We start from the raw sequence: 25,404 nt of genomic DNA, 5'->3' as shown, positions 1-25,404 counted from the left end.
ATATAAGAAAAGTTAAATACTTAGGCTCACGCGTTGATAACAGAACCATAACCATTGTTGAAATAATAAGTTTCTATGTGATCTCCATGAAGTATTTGATTTGTTCAAATCAAAATTTTCAGGAGGCGGTACGTCGCCTCTTTTCTTATCCCTTTCCATCTCTGATTTCAATCGATCAACATTATATTCGGGATGTCCTAAGTGCATTAATTGCCTTTGGTCTGGAGTTTCAAAAATTGTATAACCTACTTTTTCTCCGTGAGCCAATAGTCTTAGCTTGCCTTTCTTTTCAGCTTTTTCCATTTCAATATCAGGTAAACCAGCATGCCGACTTTGTGGGCAAAGGAACTCATCATCTTGTGTTCCCATTAAAGAATGACCAGGAACAAGACTTCTCATTGGATATACACCAAAAAGCTTTTTATTGAAATTATTTTTCTCAACACCAGCCATATATGCCATTGCAAAACCAGCCCAACAGAGTCCTAGGGTACTTGCACATTTTAATTTTGCTTCCTCAATTAAATTTACTAATTCTTTCCAGTAATTGACTTCTTCAAATGGGAGATGCTCCACAGGTGCTCCAGTAATTATCAACCCATCTAGAGGCGTTGGAGACATCGCCTCCTCCCAATGAACGTATAAATTTTTTAGATGTTCTAAATCCCAGGTTCTATATGAATGGGATTTTAGTCTTATCCATATAGGTTCTATTTGTAGAGGTGAAAGTCCTAAAGGGTGCAATAAATTAAATTCATATTGTTTTCCTAAAGGCATAATATTTAATATCCCAATCCGAAGAGGTCTAATATCCTGCCTTTCTGCTAATTCAGGCTCAATCCATGAAATATGATTTTTTTCAATTGATGAAATTTTATGATAACTACGAGGAAGTATTAAAGCCATATCTATATACCTCCTTGGAAAATTAAATTAAATTTAGGGCCTGCTCAAAATCCTCTAAAATATCATCAATGTGCTCTATACCAACAGACACTCTTACCATGGTCGGAGTAACACCTGCCGACAACTGTTCTTCGGGAGATAACTGTTGATGAGTTGTTGAAGCAGGATGAATTACTAATGTTTTCGCATCTCCTACATTAGCTAGATGACTAGAAAGTTTCAAAGAGTTTATAAAAGTTACAGCATCATCAAAGCCACCTTTCAGAGAGAAAATCAACATTGATCCTTTTCCTCTATTGGTCATAAACGAAGAGGCTCTTGAATTGTATTTATCCTTAGGTAATCCTGGATAACTAACATTATCAACTTTTGAATGATCGTCTAACCATTTGGCTAATGAAAGAGCATTAGAGCAATGCCTTTCTATTCTTAAACTTAAAGTTTCTAATCCTTGAAGTAATAAAAATGAATTAAATGGACTAATTGCTGGGCCCCAATCTCTTAACCCCTCTAGCCTAGCTCTTAAAGCAAAAGCAATATTTCGATCTGCAGGGACTCCAAGCATTCCACAAATATCACTGCCAAATCCAAAAGCATCCCAATGAACTAAACCATGATAAGCAGCGCTGGGTTGACTCATTAAAGGATATTTTCCATTTCCCCAGTCAAAAGTTCCTGCATCAACAATTACCCCTCCAAGACTAGTGCCATGACCTCCTATCCATTTTGTAGCGCTTTGAACAACTACATCGGCACCATGCTCAATAGGACGAATCAAAGCTCCAGCAGCGCCAAGAGTATTATCGACAATTAAAGGGATATTTTTCGATTTGGCTAATTTCGAGAGTCCATCAAAATCAGGGATATTAAACCTAGGATTCCCCATGGATTCTACATAAATTGCTTTTGTAGATGAATCAATTTGTTGTTCAAAGCTATCTGCATCATCACCATCAGCAAACTTTACATTGATTCCTAAACGTGGAAATTGAACTTTGAATTGGTTATAGCTGCCTCCATACAAAAAAGAGGTTGATACAAAGCTATCTCCAGCAGTTAGAAAGTTGGTAATCGCAATAAATTGTGCAGACTGTCCTGATGCTGTAGCCAAAGCAGCTACTCCTCCTTCAAGAGCCGCAATTCTTTTTTCAAAAACATCCGTTGTAGGATTCATCAAGCGAGTATAGATATTTCCAAATTCCTTCAAGCCAAATAAGTTCGCCCCATGATCTACATCGTTAAAAACATATGAACTTGTCTGATAAATAGGGACCGCCCTAGAGTTGGTGGCAGGATCTGGTACTTGGCCTGCATGTAATTGAAGAGTTTCAAAACGTTGGGAAGTCAAAAAATTAATTATCTCTATTTTCTTTTTAGCCACATAAGTCGAGAATTGGCTACTTAATTTATCCAATCATTAGGAGGTAAAGATTTATCTGACTCAACTAAAGATGGCAAATTTTCTTTTATGAATGTTAAAAGCTTTTCATTAACTTTTTTACGGAATTCTAGAACGTTTGCTTTATCAATAATTGGGTAGTCTTGATTGGTTTCATAATCACTATCTCTGAGAGATCGCCAACTAGAGTTTTCTCCACTTGATTTCGAATTAGCCAAAGCCCCTTGGAAATCAAATTGCTTTGTAATTACTGATTCTTTATAGATCTCCAAAGCTGTTTTAACTAAGTCCTCTCTAATAGGACCAATTAATTTAGCTTTAATCGTATCCGGCAAGCCTAGAACTGGTTCAAAATAATCAATAACGCGAAGTTCTTCCTCTAAAAAAATAGGCCAAACTCCTCTCATACCATCCTCTAAATTTTCATTTGACTCGAAATTATTCATTTCATTCAGAAAAAACTGAATCCAGCAATAATATGACTTTTCCTTGAGAGGTTTTTTAACTGAAGCTTTATTTTTAGAAATTTCAGGCAACAAAGATTCTGCTTTTCTTAGGAACAATCTATCTTCTCTCTCTAAATTTATTGAGCCCCACCTTTGCCTGTAATCCCATAACTCAATATATTTGTACAAATCGTCTTGATTCCAACCTAATTGTTTAAGCTCATCGGCCCTATGGGTTAATTCCTTTGCCACAAGAAAAAATAAATATCAAATTCACTCTAGTGACAAGTTGGTAGTTATGAAAACCCTAAACAATTTTTTGTACATCTGAGACAAAAGTTGGGTTTGAAAAAATCCCAATTTCATGAAGTGAATTTGACAGCTTAGGAATTTGGGTAAGGAAACTAGTAAGTAAACGGTTTTGAACCTCTGCTCTATATAGATTCTCAGTATGATATTTGATTTTGAAGTACCTATTTGATTGTAAATAGTCATTCAGGAATCTAATAGTTAATTCGACTATTATGAGATAAATGAATTCGGGAAGGAAACCAAAACAGTAATCACACTTTTGGTTTTCTATTGAGAAATAGCCATTGAGAAAATGCTTGCAAAAGTTAACATCAAAATGAACACTATCTATATTATCTGGTTCTTCCCCTGCTTTATTACAAATCGAACGAATACAATCAGCCAAATCCGTAAGTAAATAACCAGAAGACACAGTATCTAGGTCAATCAAAGAAACAACATATTTATATTGAATATCAAAAAGAAAATTACTCAGTTTAGGATCACCATGTATAACACTATTTTCTATACTTTTTTGATTTAAAGATTCTAATATAGAGTTAACATATGCAATGTGCTTAGATAAACTAAAAATCAAATTTCGAACCCTTTGATTAACATTATTATCTAATTTTACAAAATCATAGTCCTTTAGAATCTGATTAAATTGGTCTATATATTTCTTCGTATTATGAAAGTCTTTTATACTATTTTTTAACTTTCTGAAATCTAGATTGGAAGAGGTTAGATGAAACTTTGCAAGACCAAGGCCTGTTTGATAAGCCATAATATTATCTTCTAAAGAATCAAGGCTAAAAGTATTATCTATATATACCATTGCTCGCCAAAATTCAGAACCATAAGGAAACAAAAAAAGATTGTTAGATTTGCACCTAATTAAACTTGGAACCTCCCATCTAAGATTGAAGAGATTAAGATAATTTATTTTTATTTCTTTCTCAATATGATCTGTTATTAATTTATGATTATAATTAACACTATCAATGGATTCAAATATATTACTAAGACACTGTAAAACAAATCTAGACTTTTCTTCATAAATTAAATGTTCAATTATATACGTCTTATTAATAAGACCAGAATCTATTAAATCTATCTTTAAAACTTCACTCTTATTAAAAAATTGTTTTGTAATATACTTAACTTTTTCATAATCCATAGGGTTTATTTTATTTATTAGATTCTAATATATAAGTTTCTATAAAATCTATAACTTTATTATAAATAGGCTTATCTTCTAATTCTAATGGATTATCAAAATCAATCTCATTCAATTCAGAAAACGATCGATCTTTATCAGTTAATGAATTTGTTAAAAAATCAATAGAACTTTGTAAATGAATATTATTTAGCGAATAAGATATTTTTTTACTATGAATTGACTTGACAGAGTCTTGACAATAATTTGCTAGTTCACGACTAGTGGTCATAACACTATAAACGTCTTTTTTAATTCTGTTTGGACCCATAATACACATATATAAAAGATTTATCATTGAAGAATTATTCAAAGGTATTGAATATCTTCTCAAGATATATGGCCAATAATTTAACGAATTTATTCCTTCTAAAGCTCCTCGTTTTAGACCAGATTTTTCGCACCATTCTATAAATTCATCTACCCCTTTTGGACATCTTTTATAATCAATCATTTTTTTAGCGAGGACTTCACCCGCTTGGAAATTCCTTGTTGGGTTACCACTTACAGGTAACATCATGCTCCCTCTAACATCGGCAACCATAGCTGTCAACTGACTAAAAGTATGGTCTCTTACCTGAACAAAATCTCCATCTTTCAGGAAGGATGCCACTATACTTTGGACACCATATCCAAGTTCAGTAATAGGGAAAGGTTGTTTAGTATATAAATCCTCTCTATCTGATCGACTCATTGAAACGTAGGCGGCCTGATCTAGACATTGATCTAATAATAAAGTTAATAAAGTCGGTAGTAAGCCAGGATTATTCTTATGAAAAGTATGACCGAAACCAGCAAAAATTGAAGATATATTTTTAGCAGCTTTTATATATTGACCTTCAACATTATGTATACCTGCAGAAACTTGAATATTTGGTGAAATTTTATTTAATAGCTTTGCACCTAACATTGCATTCATAGCATCAGGATGACAAAAATTAGCAGTAAAGCTATCTAATGGATTTCGAAGTGCTCCATGTCTATGAAACCCTGAAAAGAAAGCTAGATTGTTTAATTTTTCGCACAATACAAAGGATTCATTCAAATTGTAGTCATGACAAAATGATCCAACCAAACAGGCAATTAATACATTATCTCTATTAAGTTTTTTTCTGAGTTTAAATGCTAAGTTAACGTCATTTATTATATGTTTACTATTGGAACTTAAAACAACTAATTCACAGTTAATTATTAAATCCTCGAGCGTATTATATCTTCCCGATTTCTCAACATTTGTAGTCGATATAGATTCAATTTTATTTTTGATACCGTTATCCATATCAGCAAGATCTATATCTGAAAAAGCCCCAAAAAGTTCTCTTCCATCTCTAGGGGCTAAAAGAATGTTTAACCTTTCATTTTGCATTGCACAATTATAGGCAAGAGAGGCAGGATATAAGCCAACGCTATAAAATCCTACTTTTCCATTCAAAACCTCTCTAATTCTTACAGCTATAGACTCCCTTGTATAAGGCTTAGTAAAAAAGCTATTTCTTAAATTCTTTTCAAACACAGTTTATTTGCATTAAATTGCATTATATACAATAATAAGAAACTTTTAAAAATAGTTTTTATAATACTGAATATATATCTATATACTAATTTAAGAATAAGAACTAACAAAAAAGTGTATATTTATTTGAACTAGAGTAAGCTAAAATTAGAAGGCTTCTTTTATGAAAATGTTTAAGACAAAAGAAGAAGTTATTAAAACAATAATAAATGAGCGAAATTTCCTAATAGTACAAGATCTTGACGGCGTATGTATCCCACTAGTTCAAGACCCACTTAAGAGAAAGATCAACAAAGAATATGTAGAAGACGTTTCAAAATTAAAAGAGAAATTTGCAGTCCTAACCTGTGGGGAACATGAAGGAAGAAGAGGCGTTAATCGTTTAGTTGAAAATGCACTTAATTCAAAAACTGAAGCAAAAGAAAATGGGTTGTACTTACCTGGACTTGCGGCATGTGGAGTTGAATTTCAAGATAGATTTAGTAATTTATACCATCCAGGCTTAAAAAATAATGAGATTAACTTTTTAGCAAAAGTACCAAAGATAATGCGATCAATGTTAACTAATGAATTAACAAAATTCTTACCAAATCTATCAAATGACTTAAGAAATAAATTAATAGATGTAGCAGTATGTGATACTCGCTTTACTCCTACTCTAAACTTTAATGAAATTTTTAACTACGTAAAAAATGACATTAAAAAAGTAAAAGGTTTACAAATGATTATGGAGAAAATAATGAATAATTTACTTAATGATTCTATAAATTTTGGCTTGGAAAACTCTTTTTATCTACATTTGATGCCAAATTTAGGATTAAATGATGGCAGAGAAATAATGAAATATGCAACTCAAAATGATTTCGGAACTACAGATATTCAGTTTATTATCAAAGGTGCAGTAAAAGAAGCAGGTCTTTTATTGCTATTAAATAAATACATATCAAATAAAACTGGCTTTCAACCTTTCGGTGAAAACTTCAATGTTAGAAATGCCCCAAAAACAATTAATAAATTAATAGAGCTATGTAGAAATAAAATTCCTAGTGATCAAATGCCATTGCTAATAGGTGTTGGTGATACTGTAACCTCAGTCAATGATCGTAAAACTAATTCCTGGCTAAGAGGAGGAAGTGACAGAGGTTTCTTAACGTTGATCCAAAAGCTGGGAGAATCATACAAAAAAGAAAATCAGATTATATTTGTTAACAGTTGCAACGATCAGGTTTTAAGGCCAAGAATTACAAGTACTGACATGAAAGGCATTAGCGATTCTAATGATGATTTAAAATTCAATATGATTATCAACGAAGGTCCACAAGAATATATAGCTTGGTTTAAACAATTAGCTAGTAACTTTTAACATGTTAATAAAAAATTTTATAAAATATGCACGCGAATTAATATTTCTAAGTATAATAATTATTATACTATTAATTGTATAGACCTTTATGGAGATAAATAAAACAAACTTCCCAAAAATAAGAAGAGACTATCTTGATACTTTGCAAATAAATATAGGGTATAAATGCAATCAGGCCTGTAGCCATTGTCACGTTGATGCTAGTCCAAGCAGAACAGAAATGATGAGCGAAGATATTATAAAAATCATACCTAAAGTTATTAAGTCTAATAATATTAAGCTACTAGATATTACTGGTGGTGCACCCGAACTTCATCCTAATTTTAAACAATTAGTAAAAGAAGTACGTAGTCTTAATGTTGAAGTCATGGACAGATGTAATCTAACGATACTTACTGAACCAGGTTATGAACATTTAGCAAGTTTTTTAGCATCAAATGAAGTACAAATAACAGCATCTCTTCCCTGTTATCTAGAAGGTAATGTGGACAAACAAAGAGGTAAAGGTGTTTTCGAAAAAAGTATATTAGCTCTTAAACAACTTAATTTCCATGGCTATGGGATAAAAGATAGAGGTCTAATTTTGAATTTAGTTTATAATCCCAGTAGTCCGCAACTTCCACCATCGCAAAAAGAATTAGAAGATACTTATAGACTAGAGCTAAAAGAAAGATATGGTATTTTCTTCTCGAATTTATTTGTTTTAGCGAATATGCCAATTAATAGATATGAAAAATATTTAAAGATAATTGGTAAACTAAAAGAATATAATAAATTACTTAAAGATAATCACAACCCTGAAAATCTTAATTCAGTAATGTGTAGAAACACCCTGAGTGTTGATTGGAAAGGTTATTTATATGATTGTGATTTCAACCAACAACTTGGAATAAGGAAAAATGGTGAAATTAAGCATTTGGATGATCTATTAATTCCACCTACATCTTTAAAGAATAATCCTATTTCAATAGGGAATCATTGTTTTGGCTGTACTGCTGGATCTGGCTCTAGTTGTGGAGGAGAGTTAACTTAAAAACAAAGATTTATTCGTTAAGACACATCGGACATAATGCTCTTACATTTAACGATGATTCCAATAGTTTAAATCCGAAATTTTCAGCTGCTGCTTTACCAGCATTGATAACTTCGTTATTTTCAAACTCTTCAGTTCTACCGCAGCGAATACAAATCAAATGATGATGATCTGGATGATCATGACTAAGCAATTCAAACCTATTCCCCCCTTCACTTAAATCAAGTTCATTAAGAAAAGTCATCTTGACTAAGAGTCTTAACGTTCTGTAAATAGTTGCAAGAGAAACCTTCTCACCAGCACTTGTCAATTTGGAATGTACCTCCTCCGCACTGAGATGGATGCCTGAACCGATCTCTTCAAACAAAGATAGAACCTTTTTCCTTTGAGGAGTCATTCTTTTACCATCTGAATGCAGACCAGACTCGAAAGGAGAGGGATGCGTACGATAAGAAGTGGGAGAAACCAATAGCAGCCTTATTTTCTCAATAGACTAGCGTAATGAGAACTGCTTGCAAGAGAAAGATGCTTTCATCGACATGTTTTAGTTAGAAATGATGTCTAAATTGAGTATATGATTTATATTTAAATCATATAAAAAGAAATTCTTAAATGAATCAATTTTTAAGTAAGAACCCTAACCTAATCAAAGTAAGTAATACTAGTAAAACATTATTAGAGAATGAGACATTACTACTTATTGTAGATGTTCAACAAAAGCTTATAAGTAATATCAAGGGTAATCAACTATTAATATTTAACATAAAAAGGCTTATTGATACATGCAATTTGCTCAATGTTCGAATCGCTCTTACTGAACAAAATCCATTGAAACTTGGTACAACTTTAGAATCAATTTTAGACAATAATGAATACACTAAATTTGAAAAAATGGAATTTAGTTGCAGCGAAAATAAAAACTTCATAAGTTTTATAGATAAATATAATTTTAAAAATATAATAGTTTGTGGAATTGAGAGTCATATCTGCATTCTTCAAACATCTATTGGGCTTTTACAAAAAGGATTCAACATACTAATTCCAAGAGATGCGATAGGAAGTAGGAATGAAATAGATAATGATACCGCTTTTCTAAGGCTTATATTATCTGGAGCCGTTGCGTCCACAACTGAAAGTCTAATATGTGAATTATGTAAGACCTCTAGTAGAAAAGAATTTAGAGAGATTAGTAAAATTTTAAAAAATTCATTTTCAAATTAAATAATCAGAAAATCTCTAGACAAATGATTTTTTTCAGGCAGTCTGAAGAAAAGTAATCTGACATCATGGATGATTTTTATAAAAACATAATTATTTCATTACTTACTTTTAGTGTAGGTTGCATTATCTCCCTAGTAAGTCCAAAAATCCTAAAAAAGGTTTTAAGGAGAATAACCTCTGCCACACAAAGCAAAACAGATGACTATGTAGCTTCTCTTTTAATTGAGACTATTAAACCTTTAGGTTTTATCTTAAGTTTCATAGTTGCATGGAAAGTTTTACTAATTGGTGGAATGGTGGATAAGACATTAATTGGTATTAGTAAGTTTCTATGCCTTATTTATATAGTCAGATTTGTAAATAGAGTGTTTTTGAAAATAATACAAAGATGGGCAAGCAAAATCAATGATCAATCGATCAGCGAAATGATCCGTTCACTTAGTCCAATGGTTGGGGCATCTGTATGGAGTTTGGGAGTAATTTTTTATCTTCAAAATATGGGTGTCCAAATGGCAGCTATTTGGGCTTTATTAAGTGCAGGAGGTATAGGAGCTGGCCTCGCTTTAAAGGAACCAGTTCAAGAATTCTTCGAATACATAACAATCCTCCTTGATAAACCATTTCAGAGTGGTCAGTTTATTCATATTGAAGGAATCTGGGCAAAAGTTGAGAGTGTAGGTGTTAGATCCACACGCTTAAGAAGTATTAACGGAGAAGCAATAGTAATGAGTAATAGCAGACTAACAAATGGAGTAATCTCAAATTATGCTGAGATGAAGAAAAGAAGACTAGTTCATAAATTAGGTGTGGTCTATGAAACTACATATGAACAAACAAAAAACATACCTATTATGATCAAAAATATCGTTGACAAAACTGAAAACGCCATCTTCGACAGATGTCATTTTATCGAATTTGCAAATAGTAGTCTTGATTTTGAACTTGTCTATTACATTCCCACAAGTGATTATCTTCAAGCAATGTCAGCTCAACAAGAAATTAATCTAGAAATAATGAAGAAGTTCCAAAATGAAAATATTAGTTTCGCATATCCTACTCAAACAATTCATGTGAATAAATAAGCTAAATTCATCTAAGTACCTTATCTATTAAAGATTTAGATAATTCCCATAAATTATCAGCTAAATCTTCTCTACGGGCATCATTACTGATATCAGATTTTTCAAAAATAAAATTACCTGATGAAATGATTTTATTACTATAATAATTGAAACCTGGCTTATTATATTTAGACAAACAGGCTAAATTAGTTAAAAGTAACCCCGCATCTTTATTTGATGTAGTTATTCTTAACAGATCTCTAGCTAGAAAAGAGAATAATAATTGTCCTAATTGATTATATTGACTACTATACCTAAAAAACCCTTGATTATCTCTAGAGATAACTAAGCCTGGTGCCCATGCAATAACTGGAATTGATAAGTTTTTTCTAATTAAATAATTACTTAACTTTCTTGCAAAAAGAATATTACACAATTTACTATCTTTATATGCTTTATCAGCATTAAATTTATTTCCATCAATCATCTCAAATCCTTTACAAGATTCTAATCCTTTTAGGTTTCCTAAGTTGGCCTTAGCTCCTACTTTCCCTCCACCACTTTTAGGATTATGAACTTCTGAAGAGGTGATAATTATTTTCGAATCATCACTTCTATCTAAAAAAGGTAAGATCTTTTGTGTCAAATAGAAATGTGCTAAATGATTAACCGCAAAAGTTAATTCAATTCCCTGAGCTGACCTTCTAGGTATTTTTGAGCCTGTATATTGAAGTCCAGCATTCAAAATTAAAATATCAATTTTCAAGCATCTCTTTTTAACTTCAGAACAAAGAGAATCAATACTTTTCAAATCAGAAAGATCCATTATTGGAGTATAAATATCCCCTTTCGTATATAACTTAACTGGCAATTGATTAAATAAATTAGTCAATACTTCATTCGCCCTGTATATATTTTTACATGGTAAAATTATATTATGACCTAGGGAAATTAATTCTAAACAAGCCTTATAGCCAATACCTGATGAACCACCTGTTATAAAAATAGTTAAAGGTTTATTTTTTTTATAACTATTTGATTTTTCTGTCATAAATTTTTAATTTCAATAATAAATGATTTTGGAATTAAATTAAGTTTTTTATTATTTCAGTTTTCAATCAAAAAGTCTTCATACATACTTAAAAATAAAATAAACTCATTAAGTTGATAAAAAACATTAATACAATTCATTGTTAATGCCATCACGAGCTATTCTTGATTCTATAGACATAGGTGTTTAAAGTGGTAATCCAGGGAGTCGCTCAAATAACTAAATTTTACCCTAAGAAATTAAATCCTATTTTTCGATTCCAAGTAAACGGAAACGGAATTTTTCTTCAAGGTGAGCCATGAGTACTAGTGCATTAAAAGATGCTCTAGTACTTGGCTCAGGCCCAGGCGCTTTATCAATAGCGGCAGCATTAGCAATTGAAAACTTAAATATTGAAATCTTATCGGAGCAATCGCCAGAGGAACCTTGGCCCTTCACTTATGGTATTTGGGGTGAAGAGGTTGACGAACTTGGTCTAAGTCATTTGCTTGAACATAGATGGATAAACACCATTAGTTATTTTGGTGAGGGAGACAAGGATCCAAATTCTAAAAAGAATGAAATTACTAAACATAATAGAGATTATGGTCTTTTTGATAAAAATAAATTACAAGCTTATTGGTTAGAGCAATGCAATAAAGCTGAAATAAAATGGCATAAAGGATCAGCAATCAACTTAGAAACTAATCAATTAATCAGTACAGTTAAAACTACTAACGGTAAAGAACTTAATGCTCGGTTAGTAATTGACGCAACTGGTTACAAACCTGTTTTCATCAAAGCTCCTAACCAAGGACCTGTAGCCGTTCAAACTTGTTATGGAATCGTAGGAGAGTTCAACGAACCTCCCGTCGAGAAAGGGCAATTTGTTCTAATGGATTATCGCTGCGACCACTTGAATCCAGAGGAAAGAAAAGAAGCTCCAACGTTTTTATACGCTATGGATATGGGTGATGGAAAGTTTTTCTTAGAAGAAACATCCTTGGGTTTATTTCCACCAGTCTCTCTTGATGAGTTAAAAAGAAGACTGGAAAAAAGGTTGGAGACTCGGGGTTTAGAAATAAAGAGCCTTGAGCATGAAGAACACGGTTCATATTTGCCTATGAACATGCCTATTCCTGATCTATCTCAACCGGTCCTTGGCTTTGGAGGTTCTGCTGGGATGGTTCACCCCGCATCTGGATACATGGTTGGAAGCCTATTAAGAAGGGCCCCTAAAGTTGCTAAAGCTCTTTCACTAGCAATGAAAGACAAAAAAGCATCATCAGCTTCACTAGCGAAAAAGGGTTGGCAAGTCTTATGGCCATCAGAACTTAGAAGAAAACAAGCTATTTATAAATTTGGATTAGAAAAATTGATGAGATTCGAAGAAAAGTTGCTTAGAGGTTTTTTTATCGAATTTTTTAGCTTACCTAACAAACAATGGTATGGATTTCTTACAAATACCCTCAGCATTAAAGAATTAATATCAGCTATGTGGAAAATGTTTAAGAAATCACCTTGGGCTATCAAACAAGGTCTAATGCTAATGCAAGGTAGAGAATTAAATTTATTGTTTAAAGCATTATTAGTTAATAATAAATGAGAAAGATTCTTATAAGTGGAGCAAGCAGAGGTATAGGTAAAGCGATAGCATTAAAACTAATTGAAGAAGGACATTGTTTAAGCTTAGGAATCAGAAAAAAAGATAAATTAATAAATACACCTTTAGATCCGAAATCGCATAGTCCAGAAAAATTCGTTGTACATACTTATGACGCAACTGATAGAAAGTCATCAAAAAGATGGGTAGAAAATACAGTCAAAACTTTTAAAAATATTGATACTATTATTCATTGTGCTGGAATATTAAAGAAAACAAATCTCATATTTAATGATAATGAAATGCAGGAAATAGAAGATATCTGGAGAGTTAATGTTATGGGCCCATGGATATTAACAAAAGATGCATGGAAGTATTTATCGATGAGTAATTCAGCTAGAATTATTGTATTAGTATCGATGAGTGGAAAACGATCAAAAGGAAACTTGGCCAGCTACTCAATGAGCAAATTCGCCTTAATGAGCTTATGCCAAACCATGCGAAATGAAGGATGGAGTAAAGGAATCAGAGTTACAGCCATTTGTCCTGGTTGGGTAAATACGGATATGGCAAAAGAAATAAATAAATTTCCCAAAAAAGATATGATCCAGACTAATGATATTGCAAATATTTGTTCAAATTTACTTGTATTACCTAACAGTTCAGTTCCTTTTGAAATTGCACTTAACTGTATACTTGAAACAACAAACTAGAAGAAAGGATTATTTTATTTTCTAAATAGGATTAGTTGTCTTGTTGAATGTATTCAAGACCCCAAGAATAGCCTTCCTAATATACTTGTGAAAGTAATTCCTATAAAAACTTCCTATAGCTCTCCCCACTGAATACGTACGTTGTATTAGACCAACTATAAAGTTAAAAAGCCACAAACAAATCAATACTGTAAGGGCTAAAGAAGCTATAGAATAAACCTTGTTAAGCTGTTCTTGTATTGGTTCTAAAAATTGAAGATAATCAGAAATGTTCATGGTCGCTAAAAAATTAGCCTTAAAGACTTTATAGCTATATTTTCATAATTAAGCAAGAAATCATAAATTATATGTATAAAAATAATAAATGATTGTTTATTTTAAAAAGCAAAGGAAGAACGGTAGAATGTATATAGAACATAAGCGAAAGAAGTGAAAGAGATTCCTATCAAAAGACCTTTTATCCTATTAGAAACTGTCGAGAAAAGTTTAAGGTCATCTGTATCGTAACCTCCAAAGCTGCCTAGAATAGCAAGTGTCCACATAGGTAAAGATGCCAATAGCATTGAAAGGAAAAAACTAAATATAAACATTTTATTAATAAGAAATGAGACCAAAAAAGTTATAGATGCAAACAGCAAAGATCCATTAAATCCAATTTTCAACTCATCATCTATGCTTTTTGGTAAATTACTTTTACCTTCTAAGTGTTTTATGCAATTATTCACCTCTGATTCAGATAAACGAAAATAGTTAGTATCCGGAATTCTTTTTTTCTTGTAAAGTCTTAACAGTCTCACCTCAAACGATTTTGGATCATTTGTTTTGAAAGAAGAAATTATTTCACCTGGCTTCATTTTATTAGCCTCACTTTTCAAATCACTGGTACATCCAAGCTTATATAAATCACCATTTTTCATTAAATAAACAAATCCTGACATAATTTAATTTTCTTGAGAAATGAAGCGTGAGGAATATAAAGATAATGGATTATATTTTATAATAAAATATAATTTCCAAAAAGAATCGTAAAGGATACATTTGTAGAAAACATTCTATTTACGATTTATATGATTGAATAATCATATTTATGAATTGGTCACAAGATGATTTTAACAGGAAAGTTATGAAGAACAATATTCTATATAGTTTTAGAAGATGTCCATATGCCATCAGAGCTAGATGGGCTTTGTTAAATACAAATCAGATAGTTGAGTTAAGAGAGGTCGATCTTAAGAACAAGCCTATTGAATTAATTCAAATTTCCAAGAAAGCAACAGTACCTGTATTAAAGACTAGCTTAAATAAAGTAATTGATGAGAGTATAGACATTATGATCTGGAGTATTAAAAGATCTAATATGTATACATTACTAAGCTATAATAACAACGAAAAATCACAAGAAATATTTAATCTTATAGAAACAAATGATAAAATATTTAAATATCATTTAGATCGATTTAAGTATTCATCTAGATTCAATGCTGATGAATCAGAAACTCATCGAGATGCTGGGATGGAAATACTTTTATCTTTAAACAATAGATTAAAAGAATGTTTTGAAAAAGGAAAACCTCTCTTTCTTGTTGATGAAAAAGAAACCCTTGCTGATTGGGCAATCTGGCCATTTGTAAGGCAATTTAGAATAGCGGATATTACAAAATTTGATCAAAATAATGAAATCAGATTTTTAAGAAGTTGGTTAAATTATTTTTTTACTCATAAGAATTATCCAATAGTTATGAGAAAAAATGAACCTTGGAATAAGAAAAACCAGCCACTGATTTTTGGACAATAAAATATTAAATATTAAATATTAAAAATTATTCTGAAGCTCTTCTTTTATCAATTATTCTGGATAACTCTAAAAAATAGCCAGCTGTACAAAACTTACCTAGATTCCTATCTCTATTTCCTATATCGCTTCTAAACTCAGCAGTTTCTGCCATGACTAAATCCAACTGCCCCTGAGGTAATTCATAGAGTTCTCTTAACTCAACCTCTTTTCCTAAAAGATGACTTTTAAACCATTTTTCTTTTAACTCTTGAGGGGGGATTTCTTGGTGAATTTGTCGGTTCATATACAAGAGGAAAAATGGTTTATAAACAATATTCAAATCAATTATAACTTTTCTTAAGTGTATTAATTGGTATTAAAAGCTTTTGTATATTTTGACTGCAAGGATATTGCAAGTACACATAAAAACAAGGAGATTAATCCACAAAATACTGTCCACCCTTTAAGACCAAAATTACTAATAAATAAAGGGGCAATTACAGTAATTAAGCCTCCTGAAAGAAGTGGCTGAAGAAATAATTGCTTAACAGAAAACACAGGTAAAGTATTAGTGGAGTTTCTTGGATCTGCCAATCTCAAAAGTAATAGTCCACTAGCTGCAACACCTGTTGAATTGCCAAACTCTGCAATTGCTCTTTCAAACCACTCCTCACTAAAAAATAATCTAGAAAAAATCAACATGCCTGCAAGGTTCCAAACCAATCCACCAATAGCTAATATACTAATTGGGACCCAATAGTTAACCAATAATGGTAAATTCAACCCAGCCATTGCAGTAATTATAAGTAAATCTGTTGAAAGTATTCCTATCTCACGCTGAAATAGTGATGAAACTAATTGTGTATTTTCAGTTTTTTCTATTATAAATCTAACAAAGAATGATCCCATTAAAGCTAATGGGAAAACAGGAAAAGCTAATATCACTTGTTTACTTATATCACCCACATATATAGAAGACAATCTAAAGCAATAGAGCAGGAAGATACCAATCAATACAGCAAATCCAGCTAGTGCAAAATTACATAAAAGCAGTCTAAATTGTTCAAGCGGTTTAAATTCCATATCAACATCATTCAAATCATTATTTATCAATTTATCAGCTGGGACTAGCCATCCCAAAAACCTACCAATAACAACCAAACCACTTCCTAGCAATGTAGAAGCGAGTAACCCTACTGTTGCCATTGCGAATCCAAGATCTAATCCTTCAGGAAAGCCTAATTTTCTAAAACTGTCACCCATAATTGCAGCAGCTCCATGGCCCCCTTCAAAACCAACTTCAATAATGCATCCCATGAGCGGGTCAACTCCTAAGTGGGGAAGCAAAAATGACAGCACAATTACCCCCCCAACAACATATTGACCAAAGCCTAATAAAAGCCCCAATAACGCTTGGGATGCTACTGGTTTCCATAACCCACCAACTCTGGGGATGGGTCTACCTAGCATTAAGGTTGCAAAGACCAACGTAAGCAAAGGGGTTGGCAGCTTCATCCAAGTATCCAGAACTCTCTCTGGTAGCAATGAGAAAGGTCCATAAGGACCAATCAAAAAACCTATTGCTCCAACTAAAAGGGCGATGGGGATACCAAATCTCTCCAACTTCATAGCCGAATCTAATCTTCTTCCAAGCGTTAGTAAAATCCCTATAATTCCAAGCAAACCTATAGACAAAACCAAGGTAGGAATTGCATTAATTTTATATAGGTCTTCAAAACCAAAAATCAATTGACTCATCTATTAATTCGCTAACGAAATCAACAAAACCCCTAAAAAATAATATCCCATATTAATAATTGATATCCAAAGCAAATTTGCTTCTTATTATATCTCAATCAACTAATTTATTTACCTCTAAATATAAGTAAATAAAAGATCAACCAAGAATTAGCTATTTATTAGATAAATTTATTAAAGATAGAAAAGGAAGTTATATGAAAACTAGAATATTTAAAAAATTACCACATTTTAAATCAACTCAACCAAGCTCATTTTTAATATTAACCTTTATTTATTACTATTATTTGTGAGATTATTAGCAATTAGAAAAATTCTGAATTCTAATATCTCATTAACTTAACACACCCATTTAATTAAGCATAAAGTAATAGAAAAGACTAACACTCAATAAAAAAGCCCCTCATAAAGAGGGGCTTTTTTATTGAGTGAGTTAATTTTATTTAACTACTTTAATGATACAGAAGCAGTATCAAGATTACTCAAAGCATTTGTTACTCGTTTGAAATCGAATCCCATAGCCCTTAGAGCATGCCATAAATGACCTTGGATAAAGAAGAACCCAAAGTAATAATGCACATTAGATAGCCAAGCACGAGAAGTATGCGCTCCGTTAGGCAGATCAACAGTATCTATCCAATAAGGAGAAATGCCAAACTTAAGTGCCAATGGTTCACCAAACCATTCGATAGGGTAAACAGTAGTATTTTGCGCGCACCAGAATGCTGCGACAACTGCCATCCAGCCAATACCAGCCAAAGACCAAGAAAGAATAGCTTCTGCAGAAAGAAGACCAGCTCCTTTGAACTTTGTATATTCTCCAACTTGTTTAGTAGCTATATGGAATGCTCCACCAGTAATTTCCAAGAAAGCCAAGAAAGCATGACCTCCCATAACATCTTCCAAACTATCAATTGTAAGGAAGTCGAACTGGTGATCCCAAATATGACTCAAGTTAAGGTCATATTCAACCTGACGAATAGCACCTACAGCAGGATCATAAATTCCATGAATTCTGGCCCATTCAACAAACCATATACAAGCGACACCAAAGAAAATCAAATGATGTCCAAGGATGAAAGTCTGGTTGTCAGGGTTGTCCCATTCAAGTTTAAATTTCCTGGCTTGAACTACTGAAGAGTCCTGCATATCGCTAGAGAAAAGCAATGAGTGCATTAATCCACCAGCGCCATAAACCATGGACAAAACTAAGTGGACTACTGCAATTGATACGACTGCAGTACCACCCACAAAAGTTCCAGTCTCATCAAAACCTAAGCCTAGAGCTGCTAAATGAGGAAGCGCAATTAAAGGCTGATGACCCATTGGTACGGAAGGGTCAAAACGAGCCAATTCAAATAACGTGAAGGCACCAGCCCAGAAAGCAATCAAACCGGTATGAGCGGCATGTGCAGCAATAAATTTGCCTGAACGGTTGGTGACCCCTGAGTTACCAGCCCACCACCCGTAGGTGACACCTGGATTTCCATAGGTCTGCATTAGAAGTGCAATTTTTTCAAAACCGATCGGAGGTTACAGCAAATTCACGAAATAATCATCCAAGAGAAAGAATCTGTAAATTTTTTTTATTATTTTAATTCTTATACAACAAAAAAATTATCAGAAAAATAGGTTTTTAAATAGAAAAAATAGAATACAACGGATTAATTACGAATATAAAGTATGCATACATACAAACTAATAATCTTTAATTAAAGAATTAATTGATACATAAAAACAAAAAATATCAGGCATTCGAAACCGATAAAGTCTATAAATCAATATAAATACACTCAAATATGTAATTAATATAAAAGATTAATTTGGATTCTTTATTTACAACTATTAAGTAATTAAATACATTTGAATAACTCTTCATGGATATCCACAGAATCAATAGTCTAGAGATGGGAACGGAAGACCACTATAGAAAAAAAGCAAGTTTTTATAGAACATCAGCCGAATATGGAAAAATGATTTCTCTTTATCCAATTCTGGAGACGTCTATAGAAGATTGTAAAGGTGAAAAGCTAGTGGCCTAAAAAATTTATTCTAAAATAAGCAGACATTTACAGTCTTTTTTTACTTAAGCTGCTTTTTGATCAAAACAAGCATCACATTGCTGCCAATATTCAATAGCTTCTTTACATCCACTTATACAATAGAAAACTTTGGGTTTCCAAGGTAATTGCTTAGGATCATTTGAACTCTTCCAATGAGATCCTGGTTTTAAATACCCTCTTTCTCTCAATAACTCTAAAGATTGCTCATCTACTCTTAAAACCTCACTAGCTTCTTTTTCTGATAACCAGGTAGTTGGTTCTATCATTCTTAGACAAGCCACTATCTTTTTTTAACGTAAAATCCAAACGAAAGAAAGTAACTAAGTAAAATTTTTCTTAATTTCGTTAAATCTTCTTTAAATAATATTCAACTATTGTCAAACCAAGGTCTAATAGTCTTTTTAGATATAGGTATAGTTAATCCAGAATCAGTAGATGGATGAATACAATTAGTAATTTGTATACCATCTCTATTATTAACTATTTCAGAAGAATTTAAATCCTTACTTTCATTCCATCCACATTCCCAATTAGATGACTCAACTAATTGAGACCAAGAAACCTTGAAAACTAAATCCGAATCAACTACAGACATCAAAACAACCCATCTCTTTAATAATTTACCACCATAGTTTATTGCAACGAAATGAAAGTTTCCTCGAATTGCTACCTTACTAGACCATGCTTTTATTGGAGGCCAAATCATAGAAAATCAATAAGTTAAAATACTATTCATAATTAATATCTTTTTATGCATTATTTTTTATATTCTTTATCAAAATTTTTATTTTTTATTTTATTATATTCTTCTCTGATGGATCTTAACAACGCCTTTTTCTTTTTCATTATTTCATTCTTATCCTTAAAGTCTATTTCAAATCTCTCTTCCTTTGTTAAGCTCATCCAATTATTCATGTCGAATTTTTGTTCATATTTTTTCTGAGGTTTTTTTGCCTGTCTTTTGAAAATAAATTTAAAGATCATTATCTTTCTAAAGATTAAATAAAATAAACACTTAAATTAGACTTTATTATCTAAGCGAACATAATAGCAATATAATTTTTTTTGACTATATTTTAGCTCCCCTCGCCCAACTTCCATAAATTTAGGCCTGTATTTTCTATTTCATTTCGATTAACAACTGATCTTGTATCAAAAACCCAAGCTGGTGATCTCATCAAAGAAGCTAAATAATTCCAATCAAGTCCAAAGAATTCATCCCATGCAGTAAGAATTAAAACTGCATCAACATTTTCTAAAGCTTCTGGAATGGAATTGGCCATTTTCCAAATCCCTTGATTATTGATTGCGAATTTTTCGAAATCTTCTTCTATTCTCTCAGATGAGACCTTAGGGTCATAAATTGATAAGATTGCTCCTTCTTCGAGCAAGTCACTGGAAATTCTTATTGCAGGAGATTCTCGAGTATCGTTTGTGTTTGCTTTAAAAGAAAAACCTAATATTGCTATATTTTTTCCATTAACTGTTCCAAAAAGCTTCTCAAGGACAATTTTATAAATCCTATCTTGCTGCCAAGTATTGAGAACCACAACTTGATTCCAGTAATCAGCGACCTCTGGCAAACCAAAATATCCACTTAAATAAACCAAATTCAAAATATCCTTTTTAAAGCAGCTCCCTCCAAACCCAGGCCCTGCACTAAGAAATTGATTACCTATCCTTTTATCTGTTCCTATTGCTTTGGCAACTTCCTGAACATCAGCCCCAGTAGCTTCACAAAACGCTGAAATAGAATTTATCGAACTAATTCTCTGAGCCAGAAATGCATTAGCAGCTAATTTCGAAAGCTCGCTACTCCATAAATTAGTACAAATTATCTGTTCACTAGGAACCCAATTCAAATAAATCTTAACCAGTGCATCTATAGCGTCAGGATCCTCTCCGCCAATTAAAACCCTATCAGGTGTTTCCAAGTCATTAATTGCGGTACCTTCCGCCAAGAATTCAGGATTAGATAAAACAGAAAAAGTTTTTGAAATTTCATTTTTTTGATTCTCTCTATTTGCTGTCTTAAGTATCTCTTTTATTGCTTGTGCAGTACGAACTGGAAGAGTACTTTTTTCAATTACTATTGTATGTCCTTCTGCATATTTAGCTACTTGCCTTGCACTAGCTTCAACCCAACTAAGATCACTTGCTTGTCCAGCTCCAAGACCTTTTGTTTTTGTTGGGGTATTAACTGATATAAAAATCATATCAGCATCAGATATTGACTTTTCCATTTCTGTACTAAAGAAAAGGTTGCGACCTCTTGTTCTTGAAATTATCCGATCTAATCCAGGTTCAAATATTGGCAATTTATTGAGATCTGAATTATTCCATGCATCAATTCGTTCTTTATTGATGTCAACAACCCTAACTTCTATATCGGGACATTTATCTGCAATAACAGACATGGTTGGTCCACCAACATAACCTGCGCCAATACAACATATTCTTTGGATTTTAATAGAGCTCATTTAAAACAACTCATCATTTTCTTAAGCAATCAATTTTTTAATTAACTGATCAAGATCCTCCTTTGAAAAAATATATTCGTTACTCTCCTCATCCTTTTGTTTATACCTTAAGTTCTTAATCAATAATTGACCTTTAGATGCCTCATCCTCTCCTATAACTAAGGCCCATTTAGCCCTACTTTTATCTGCTCGCTTAAATTGTTTTGAAAAAGATGAACCTGAGTAGTCCAATTCAATCTTTAAGTTTGATGACCTTAGCTTACAAGTAATTTCCAGAGCAAGTTGCTCAGCTTTTTCACCTTTATGAATCACATAAACATCTGGAGATTTTGATTGTAAAATTTTATCTGCAGCAAGAATCATTAGTCTTTCCATACCAATAGCCCAGCCGATTGATGGAGCTTGAGCTCCCCCCAGTTCGCTTATCAGGCCATCATAACGCCCTCCACCACATACAGTTGCTTGAGAACCCAAGTGCTCACTTGTTATTTCAAAAGCTGTATGAGAATAATAATCAAGTCCCCTTACCAAATTATTATTGATTTTATATGGGATATTTAGATTATCGAGTAACTTCTGCAAATAATCAAATCTAGTTTTACTCTCATTTGATAAAAAGTCATTTAAAGAAGGAGCCTCAAATAAAAGTTCTTTTATGGAGTTATTCTTACTATCTAATATTCTCAAGGGATTAACATTAATTCTTTTCTGAGAATCTTCATCTAACAAATCAAATCTCTGATTAAGCCAATTTTTCAACTCTTCTTTGAAAATATTTCGATCTTCATTACTTCCAAGACTATTAATTTCTAAATTCAAATCATTCAGACCAATATCTTTTAAAAAATTCCAAGCTATTGAAATAACCTCAGCGTCACTCATGACAGAGGCTAATCCAACAAATTCAACCCCAATTTGATGGAACTGTCTTTGTCTTCCTGCTTGAGGACGCTCGTATCTAAACATTGGTCCTCTGTACCAGAGTCTTTGAGGCCCATTATTTAATAATCCATGCTGGACAATTGATCTCGCGACAGAAGCCGTACCCTCAGGCCTCAAAGTGCAAGAACGACCTCCTCTATCGTCGAAAGTGTACATTTCTTTGCCCACAACATCGGTATTTTCTCCAATGCTTCTCGAAAATAATTCAGTTTGTTCAATAATCGGTGTTCTAATTTCTTGAAGCCCAGCTCGACTAAAATGTTCAAGTGCAATTGATTCGACCTTTTGCCAGCCGTAACTCTGAGCAGGTAAAAGATCTACCATTCCTCTTAAATTCTTGAGATTGGTCAAAGTAGATTCAGCAAAATTATTTATTGTTTGTTTAATAGTAGTTGTTTACGTAAACTGAAAAATAATATTTTATAGATGAGTTTTGCCATCCCAAATAACTGAGACACATTTTAGAATGGTCATTAAGCTTAATCCTCTAGTCGAGTAGCACCTGAGTATTTAACCAACCAAAAATTAACTCTTCTTCTCACATTAAAAGGCATTTCATTTTGGAGTTGAATTAGTTCAATCGCTCCGAGCCTCTTAAGTTCTCTTGATTCAAGACTCCACATTCTTTCCGCTTCACAAATTAAACGAGCCCAACTTCTTGAGTGCTGCCATTGTCTGAGACGCTTCTTCAATTCTTTACCATCAGTCTTACTTTTAACAAAAGAACACTGGCCAACTATATTTTTCTTAGTGAAATATTTTCTCATAAATCAATCATGGAGAAAACTCTAGAAAAACTCATTACTCATTACTCATTACTCATTACATTAAACATATAGCAAAGATTTGAAATGAGTACTTTATCAAAAGTCCAACTCAAGCATTAAAGTCGACCTCACATACAGGGAATTCTAATTTTTCCATATCCCTACGACTCATCTTTCTAGACCAAGCACCTTTAATTGCATCATTCCACCTAAAGCCAGCATTTTTCGCTAAAAGCCTATCTTCATAGGAAATCTCAGCACGAAACAGAACTTTTGGTTCTAACGCTCTAATTAATAGTTTTTCAAGTTCACTACATCTTTTAAAAACCTCTGCCAAATATATGCAATCTGTCAAAGCTCTATGTGCATCCCAGACTGGAATACCATAAGCCAATGCAAGATCTCTAACAGAGGGGCGCGTCTTCAATTGTCTATCAGCTGGCCAAGTTATATCATCCATAGAACATATCCATTGTTTTTCGATCTGAGGCAATTTGTTCAGACCAAACCATTTCATATCAAATTCTGCATTGTGAGCAACAATCAGATCAGATACTCTAACTAAAGATTCAAAATATTTAATTGCTTCAGATAGAGGTTGAGGCAATCGGGTTATTTCAGCAGGAATTTTGTTTATTTTTTCTGCCTTATTAATTTCAACTGGTAAAAGAAAAGATTGCTGCGCTAACACCGATCTACTTTTGACATTAAAAAGGATCGAACCTACTTCAATACAATCATCATTTACATTGTCAAGACCTGTGGTTTCTGTATCTAATATCAAGATATTCTCAGGTGGTAGTTCTTCCCCTAAAATTCCAACACGTTCTTCTCTTGATTTGAGAGAACTTTTTACTCCTAAATCTTTTTCTTTTTCATTGGCAATTTCTTTAGTTGTTTCATTTAGAAAGTCAAGCTGCTCACTCACTTTCTGATGATTCTGCTCTTCTCTCACTTCAAAATTAATTAGTCATACTTCTATTATTATCAAAAAACAGAGTTGAAGAAAAACTTAGTAGAACATTAGAAATAAAAGATACTTATTTTTAATTTATAATTGTTTTCTATTTCTCTTAACGAGTGATTTTTCATCAATGTGTACCTTTAGACGTATAAATGATGTTTTCTGTCAATGGCCCTCAAGACCAGTTGGTCTTATAGAACTAATTGGAGGTAGCTATGTTTCAATCAAGCCAGAAGTTACATACAAAAGACTTATTTCTGGTCTTTTAAAAAGAAATTTTGCAGTACATTCATGGGGCTATATCCCTAATTTTGATCATCAACTTCAAGCCAATCATGCGTGGAAACAATTCCGTCAATCTCGAAAAAGTCTTAAAAAAAGAGTTGGCTTAGTTCCAAAGTCAATAAGACTAGGTCATAGCCTTGGATGTAAATTACATTTACTAGCACCCGATGGGGGTAGGAATTGCGATGGCTTAGTAGCTATAAGCTTTAATAATTTTAAGGCAGATAAATCTATACCTTTGCTTAGAAAAATGTCTCAAAAGCTTAACTTCCAAACTGAATTTAGTCCAAGTCCTAACGAAACATTAAATCTTGTTAGAGAACACTATTTACAAGTAAATAATCTATTAATAAAATTTAAAAATGATAATCTGGATCAAAATGATTTTTTGCTTAAATCATTAAAGGAACGATCTTCTGATAAATCTAAAATCATGGTGTTAGATGGTAATCATCTAACACCAGTAAGTTTAGGTATAAGAGAGAAGTTACTAAAGTCAAATTTACAAAGCTCTTTAAAATACGAGAAAATTGATTTAATAGTCGATCAAGTATCTCATTGGAAAATCTAGTA

General features: G+C 32.4%; 26 protein-coding genes. 8 read left to right on the top strand and 18 right to left on the bottom strand.

The window, feature by feature from the left end; genetic code table 11:
* Nucleotides 1-12: 12 nt before the first annotated feature.
* Genes O5633_RS00420 through O5633_RS00400 form a run of 5 tightly spaced genes read right to left on the bottom strand, consistent with a single transcriptional unit; the run spans nt 13 to nt 5,774 of the window.
* Complete coding sequence (locus O5633_RS00420; RefSeq protein WP_269610033.1) at nt 13-906, bottom strand: homoserine O-succinyltransferase; 894 nt, start codon at nt 904-906, stop codon at nt 13-15.
* A gap of 22 nt (nt 907-928) precedes the next feature.
* On the bottom strand, nt 929-2,254 hold the full coding sequence (locus O5633_RS00415) for an O-acetylhomoserine aminocarboxypropyltransferase/cysteine synthase family protein (protein WP_269611366.1): 1,326 nt from the start codon (nt 2,252-2,254) through the stop codon (nt 929-931).
* Between the two features lie 53 nt (nt 2,255-2,307).
* On the bottom strand, nt 2,308-3,003 hold the full coding sequence (locus O5633_RS00410) for a hypothetical protein (RefSeq protein ID WP_269610032.1): 696 nt from the start codon (nt 3,001-3,003) through the stop codon (nt 2,308-2,310).
* A gap of 55 nt (nt 3,004-3,058) precedes the next feature.
* The gene (locus O5633_RS00405) at nt 3,059-4,222 is read right to left on the bottom strand and encodes a phosphotransferase enzyme family protein (protein WP_269610031.1); all 1,164 of its coding nucleotides are present in this window, start codon (nt 4,220-4,222) and stop codon (nt 3,059-3,061) included.
* Nucleotides 4,223-4,232: 10 nt separating this feature from the next.
* Complete coding sequence (locus O5633_RS00400; protein WP_269610030.1) at nt 4,233-5,774, bottom strand: hypothetical protein; 1,542 nt, start codon at nt 5,772-5,774, stop codon at nt 4,233-4,235.
* Between the two features lie 169 nt (nt 5,775-5,943).
* On the opposite strand from O5633_RS00400, the gene stpA reads away from it, so the two are divergent.
* Nucleotides 5,944-7,137, top strand: a complete 1,194-nt coding sequence (gene stpA, locus O5633_RS00395) for a glucosylglycerol 3-phosphatase (protein ID WP_269610029.1) — start codon at nt 5,944-5,946, stop codon at nt 7,135-7,137.
* 88 nt (nt 7,138-7,225) lie between these two features.
* Nucleotides 7,226-8,170: an arsenosugar biosynthesis radical SAM (seleno)protein ArsS gene (arsS, locus tag O5633_RS00390; RefSeq protein ID WP_269610028.1), complete on the top strand. Its 945-nt coding sequence runs from the start codon at nt 7,226-7,228 to the stop codon at nt 8,168-8,170.
* Between the two features lie 10 nt (nt 8,171-8,180).
* Here arsS and O5633_RS00385 read toward each other — a convergent pair whose 3' ends face one another.
* A complete protein-coding gene (locus O5633_RS00385; RefSeq protein WP_269611365.1) occupies nt 8,181-8,645 on the bottom strand; it encodes a Fur family transcriptional regulator in 465 nt (154 codons plus the stop codon).
* A 137-nt stretch (nt 8,646-8,782) separates the two neighbouring features.
* On the opposite strand from O5633_RS00385, the gene O5633_RS00380 reads away from it, so the two are divergent.
* Together O5633_RS00380 and O5633_RS00375 are read left to right on the top strand one after the other, a co-directional pair.
* Entirely contained in the window at nt 8,783-9,391 is a 609-nt protein-coding gene (locus O5633_RS00380) for an isochorismatase family protein (RefSeq protein WP_269610027.1), read from the top strand.
* Between the two features lie 65 nt (nt 9,392-9,456).
* On the top strand, nt 9,457-10,473 hold the full coding sequence (locus O5633_RS00375) for a mechanosensitive ion channel family protein (protein ID WP_269610026.1): 1,017 nt from the start codon (nt 9,457-9,459) through the stop codon (nt 10,471-10,473).
* A gap of 7 nt (nt 10,474-10,480) precedes the next feature.
* On the opposite strand, the gene O5633_RS00370 is transcribed toward O5633_RS00375, so the two are convergent.
* The gene (locus O5633_RS00370; protein ID WP_269610025.1) at nt 10,481-11,503 is read right to left on the bottom strand and encodes an SDR family NAD(P)-dependent oxidoreductase; all 1,023 of its coding nucleotides are present in this window, start codon (nt 11,501-11,503) and stop codon (nt 10,481-10,483) included.
* A gap of 298 nt (nt 11,504-11,801) precedes the next feature.
* Between O5633_RS00370 and crtL the strand changes: the two genes are divergently transcribed.
* Together crtL and O5633_RS00360 are read left to right on the top strand one after the other, a co-directional pair.
* Entirely contained in the window at nt 11,802-13,088 is a 1,287-nt protein-coding gene (gene crtL, locus O5633_RS00365) for a lycopene beta cyclase (RefSeq protein WP_269610023.1), read from the top strand.
* Nucleotides 13,085-13,798 (top strand): SDR family NAD(P)-dependent oxidoreductase, encoded by a 714-nt coding sequence (locus tag O5633_RS00360; RefSeq protein WP_269610018.1) that lies wholly within the window; start codon nt 13,085-13,087, stop codon nt 13,796-13,798. The genes crtL and O5633_RS00360 overlap by 4 nt, the downstream gene beginning before the upstream one ends.
* Nucleotides 13,799-14,175: 377 nt before the next feature.
* On the opposite strand, the gene O5633_RS00355 is transcribed toward O5633_RS00360, so the two are convergent.
* Nucleotides 14,176-14,736, bottom strand: a complete 561-nt coding sequence (locus O5633_RS00355) for a GIY-YIG nuclease family protein (RefSeq protein WP_269610017.1) — start codon at nt 14,734-14,736, stop codon at nt 14,176-14,178.
* Between the two features lie 149 nt (nt 14,737-14,885).
* Here O5633_RS00355 and O5633_RS00350 point away from each other — a divergent pair, with 149 nt between their 5' ends.
* Nucleotides 14,886-15,593 (top strand): glutathione S-transferase, encoded by a 708-nt coding sequence (locus tag O5633_RS00350; RefSeq protein WP_269610016.1) that lies wholly within the window; start codon nt 14,886-14,888, stop codon nt 15,591-15,593.
* A 25-nt stretch (nt 15,594-15,618) separates the two neighbouring features.
* Here O5633_RS00350 and O5633_RS00345 read toward each other — a convergent pair whose 3' ends face one another.
* The 10 genes from O5633_RS00345 to O5633_RS00300 all read right to left on the bottom strand — a co-directional run bounded on the left by O5633_RS00345 (nt 15,619) and on the right by O5633_RS00300 (nt 24,537).
* On the bottom strand, nt 15,619-15,876 hold the full coding sequence (locus O5633_RS00345) for a hypothetical protein (RefSeq protein WP_269610015.1): 258 nt from the start codon (nt 15,874-15,876) through the stop codon (nt 15,619-15,621).
* A 62-nt stretch (nt 15,877-15,938) separates the two neighbouring features.
* Nucleotides 15,939-17,330 carry a sodium/glutamate symporter gene (locus tag O5633_RS00340; protein WP_269610014.1) on the bottom strand — a complete coding sequence of 464 codons (1,392 nt, stop codon included), beginning with the start codon at nt 17,328-17,330 and terminating at the stop codon, nt 15,939-15,941.
* 447 nt (nt 17,331-17,777) lie between these two features.
* Nucleotides 17,778-18,830: a chlorophyll a/b binding light-harvesting protein gene (locus tag O5633_RS00335; protein WP_269610013.1), complete on the bottom strand. Its 1,053-nt coding sequence runs from the start codon at nt 18,828-18,830 to the stop codon at nt 17,778-17,780.
* A gap of 586 nt (nt 18,831-19,416) precedes the next feature.
* Nucleotides 19,417-19,659, bottom strand: coding sequence for a hypothetical protein (locus O5633_RS00330; RefSeq protein ID WP_269610012.1), 243 nt, complete (start codon nt 19,657-19,659; stop codon nt 19,417-19,419).
* A 101-nt stretch (nt 19,660-19,760) separates the two neighbouring features.
* A complete protein-coding gene (locus O5633_RS00325; protein WP_269610010.1) occupies nt 19,761-20,099 on the bottom strand; it encodes a TIGR02450 family Trp-rich protein in 339 nt (112 codons plus the stop codon).
* Between the two features lie 50 nt (nt 20,100-20,149).
* Complete coding sequence (locus O5633_RS00320; RefSeq protein WP_269610008.1) at nt 20,150-20,377, bottom strand: hypothetical protein; 228 nt, start codon at nt 20,375-20,377, stop codon at nt 20,150-20,152.
* 92 nt (nt 20,378-20,469) lie between these two features.
* Nucleotides 20,470-21,873 carry a nucleotide sugar dehydrogenase gene (locus O5633_RS00315; protein WP_269610007.1) on the bottom strand — a complete coding sequence of 468 codons (1,404 nt, stop codon included), beginning with the start codon at nt 21,871-21,873 and terminating at the stop codon, nt 20,470-20,472.
* A gap of 21 nt (nt 21,874-21,894) precedes the next feature.
* The gene (hisS, locus tag O5633_RS00310) at nt 21,895-23,166 is read right to left on the bottom strand and encodes a histidine--tRNA ligase (protein WP_269610006.1); all 1,272 of its coding nucleotides are present in this window, start codon (nt 23,164-23,166) and stop codon (nt 21,895-21,897) included.
* A 128-nt stretch (nt 23,167-23,294) separates the two neighbouring features.
* Nucleotides 23,295-23,582 carry a hypothetical protein gene (locus O5633_RS00305; protein ID WP_269610005.1) on the bottom strand — a complete coding sequence of 96 codons (288 nt, stop codon included), beginning with the start codon at nt 23,580-23,582 and terminating at the stop codon, nt 23,295-23,297.
* 109 nt (nt 23,583-23,691) lie between these two features.
* The gene (locus tag O5633_RS00300) at nt 23,692-24,537 is read right to left on the bottom strand and encodes a 3'-5' exonuclease (RefSeq protein WP_269610004.1); all 846 of its coding nucleotides are present in this window, start codon (nt 24,535-24,537) and stop codon (nt 23,692-23,694) included.
* Between the two features lie 139 nt (nt 24,538-24,676).
* Between O5633_RS00300 and O5633_RS00295 the strand changes: the two genes are divergently transcribed.
* Nucleotides 24,677-25,402 (top strand): DUF1350 family protein, encoded by a 726-nt coding sequence (locus tag O5633_RS00295; RefSeq protein ID WP_269610003.1) that lies wholly within the window; start codon nt 24,677-24,679, stop codon nt 25,400-25,402.
* Nucleotides 25,403-25,404: the final 2 nt, after the last annotated feature.

It is taken from the genome of Prochlorococcus marinus str. MIT 1013 (assembly GCF_027359395.1).
Lineage (GTDB): Bacteria > Cyanobacteriota > Cyanobacteriia > PCC-6307 > Cyanobiaceae > Prochlorococcus_B > Prochlorococcus_B marinus_E.
The sequence above is the reverse complement of the archived record's forward strand: the minus strand, read 5'-3'. Positions and strand labels throughout refer to the sequence as shown.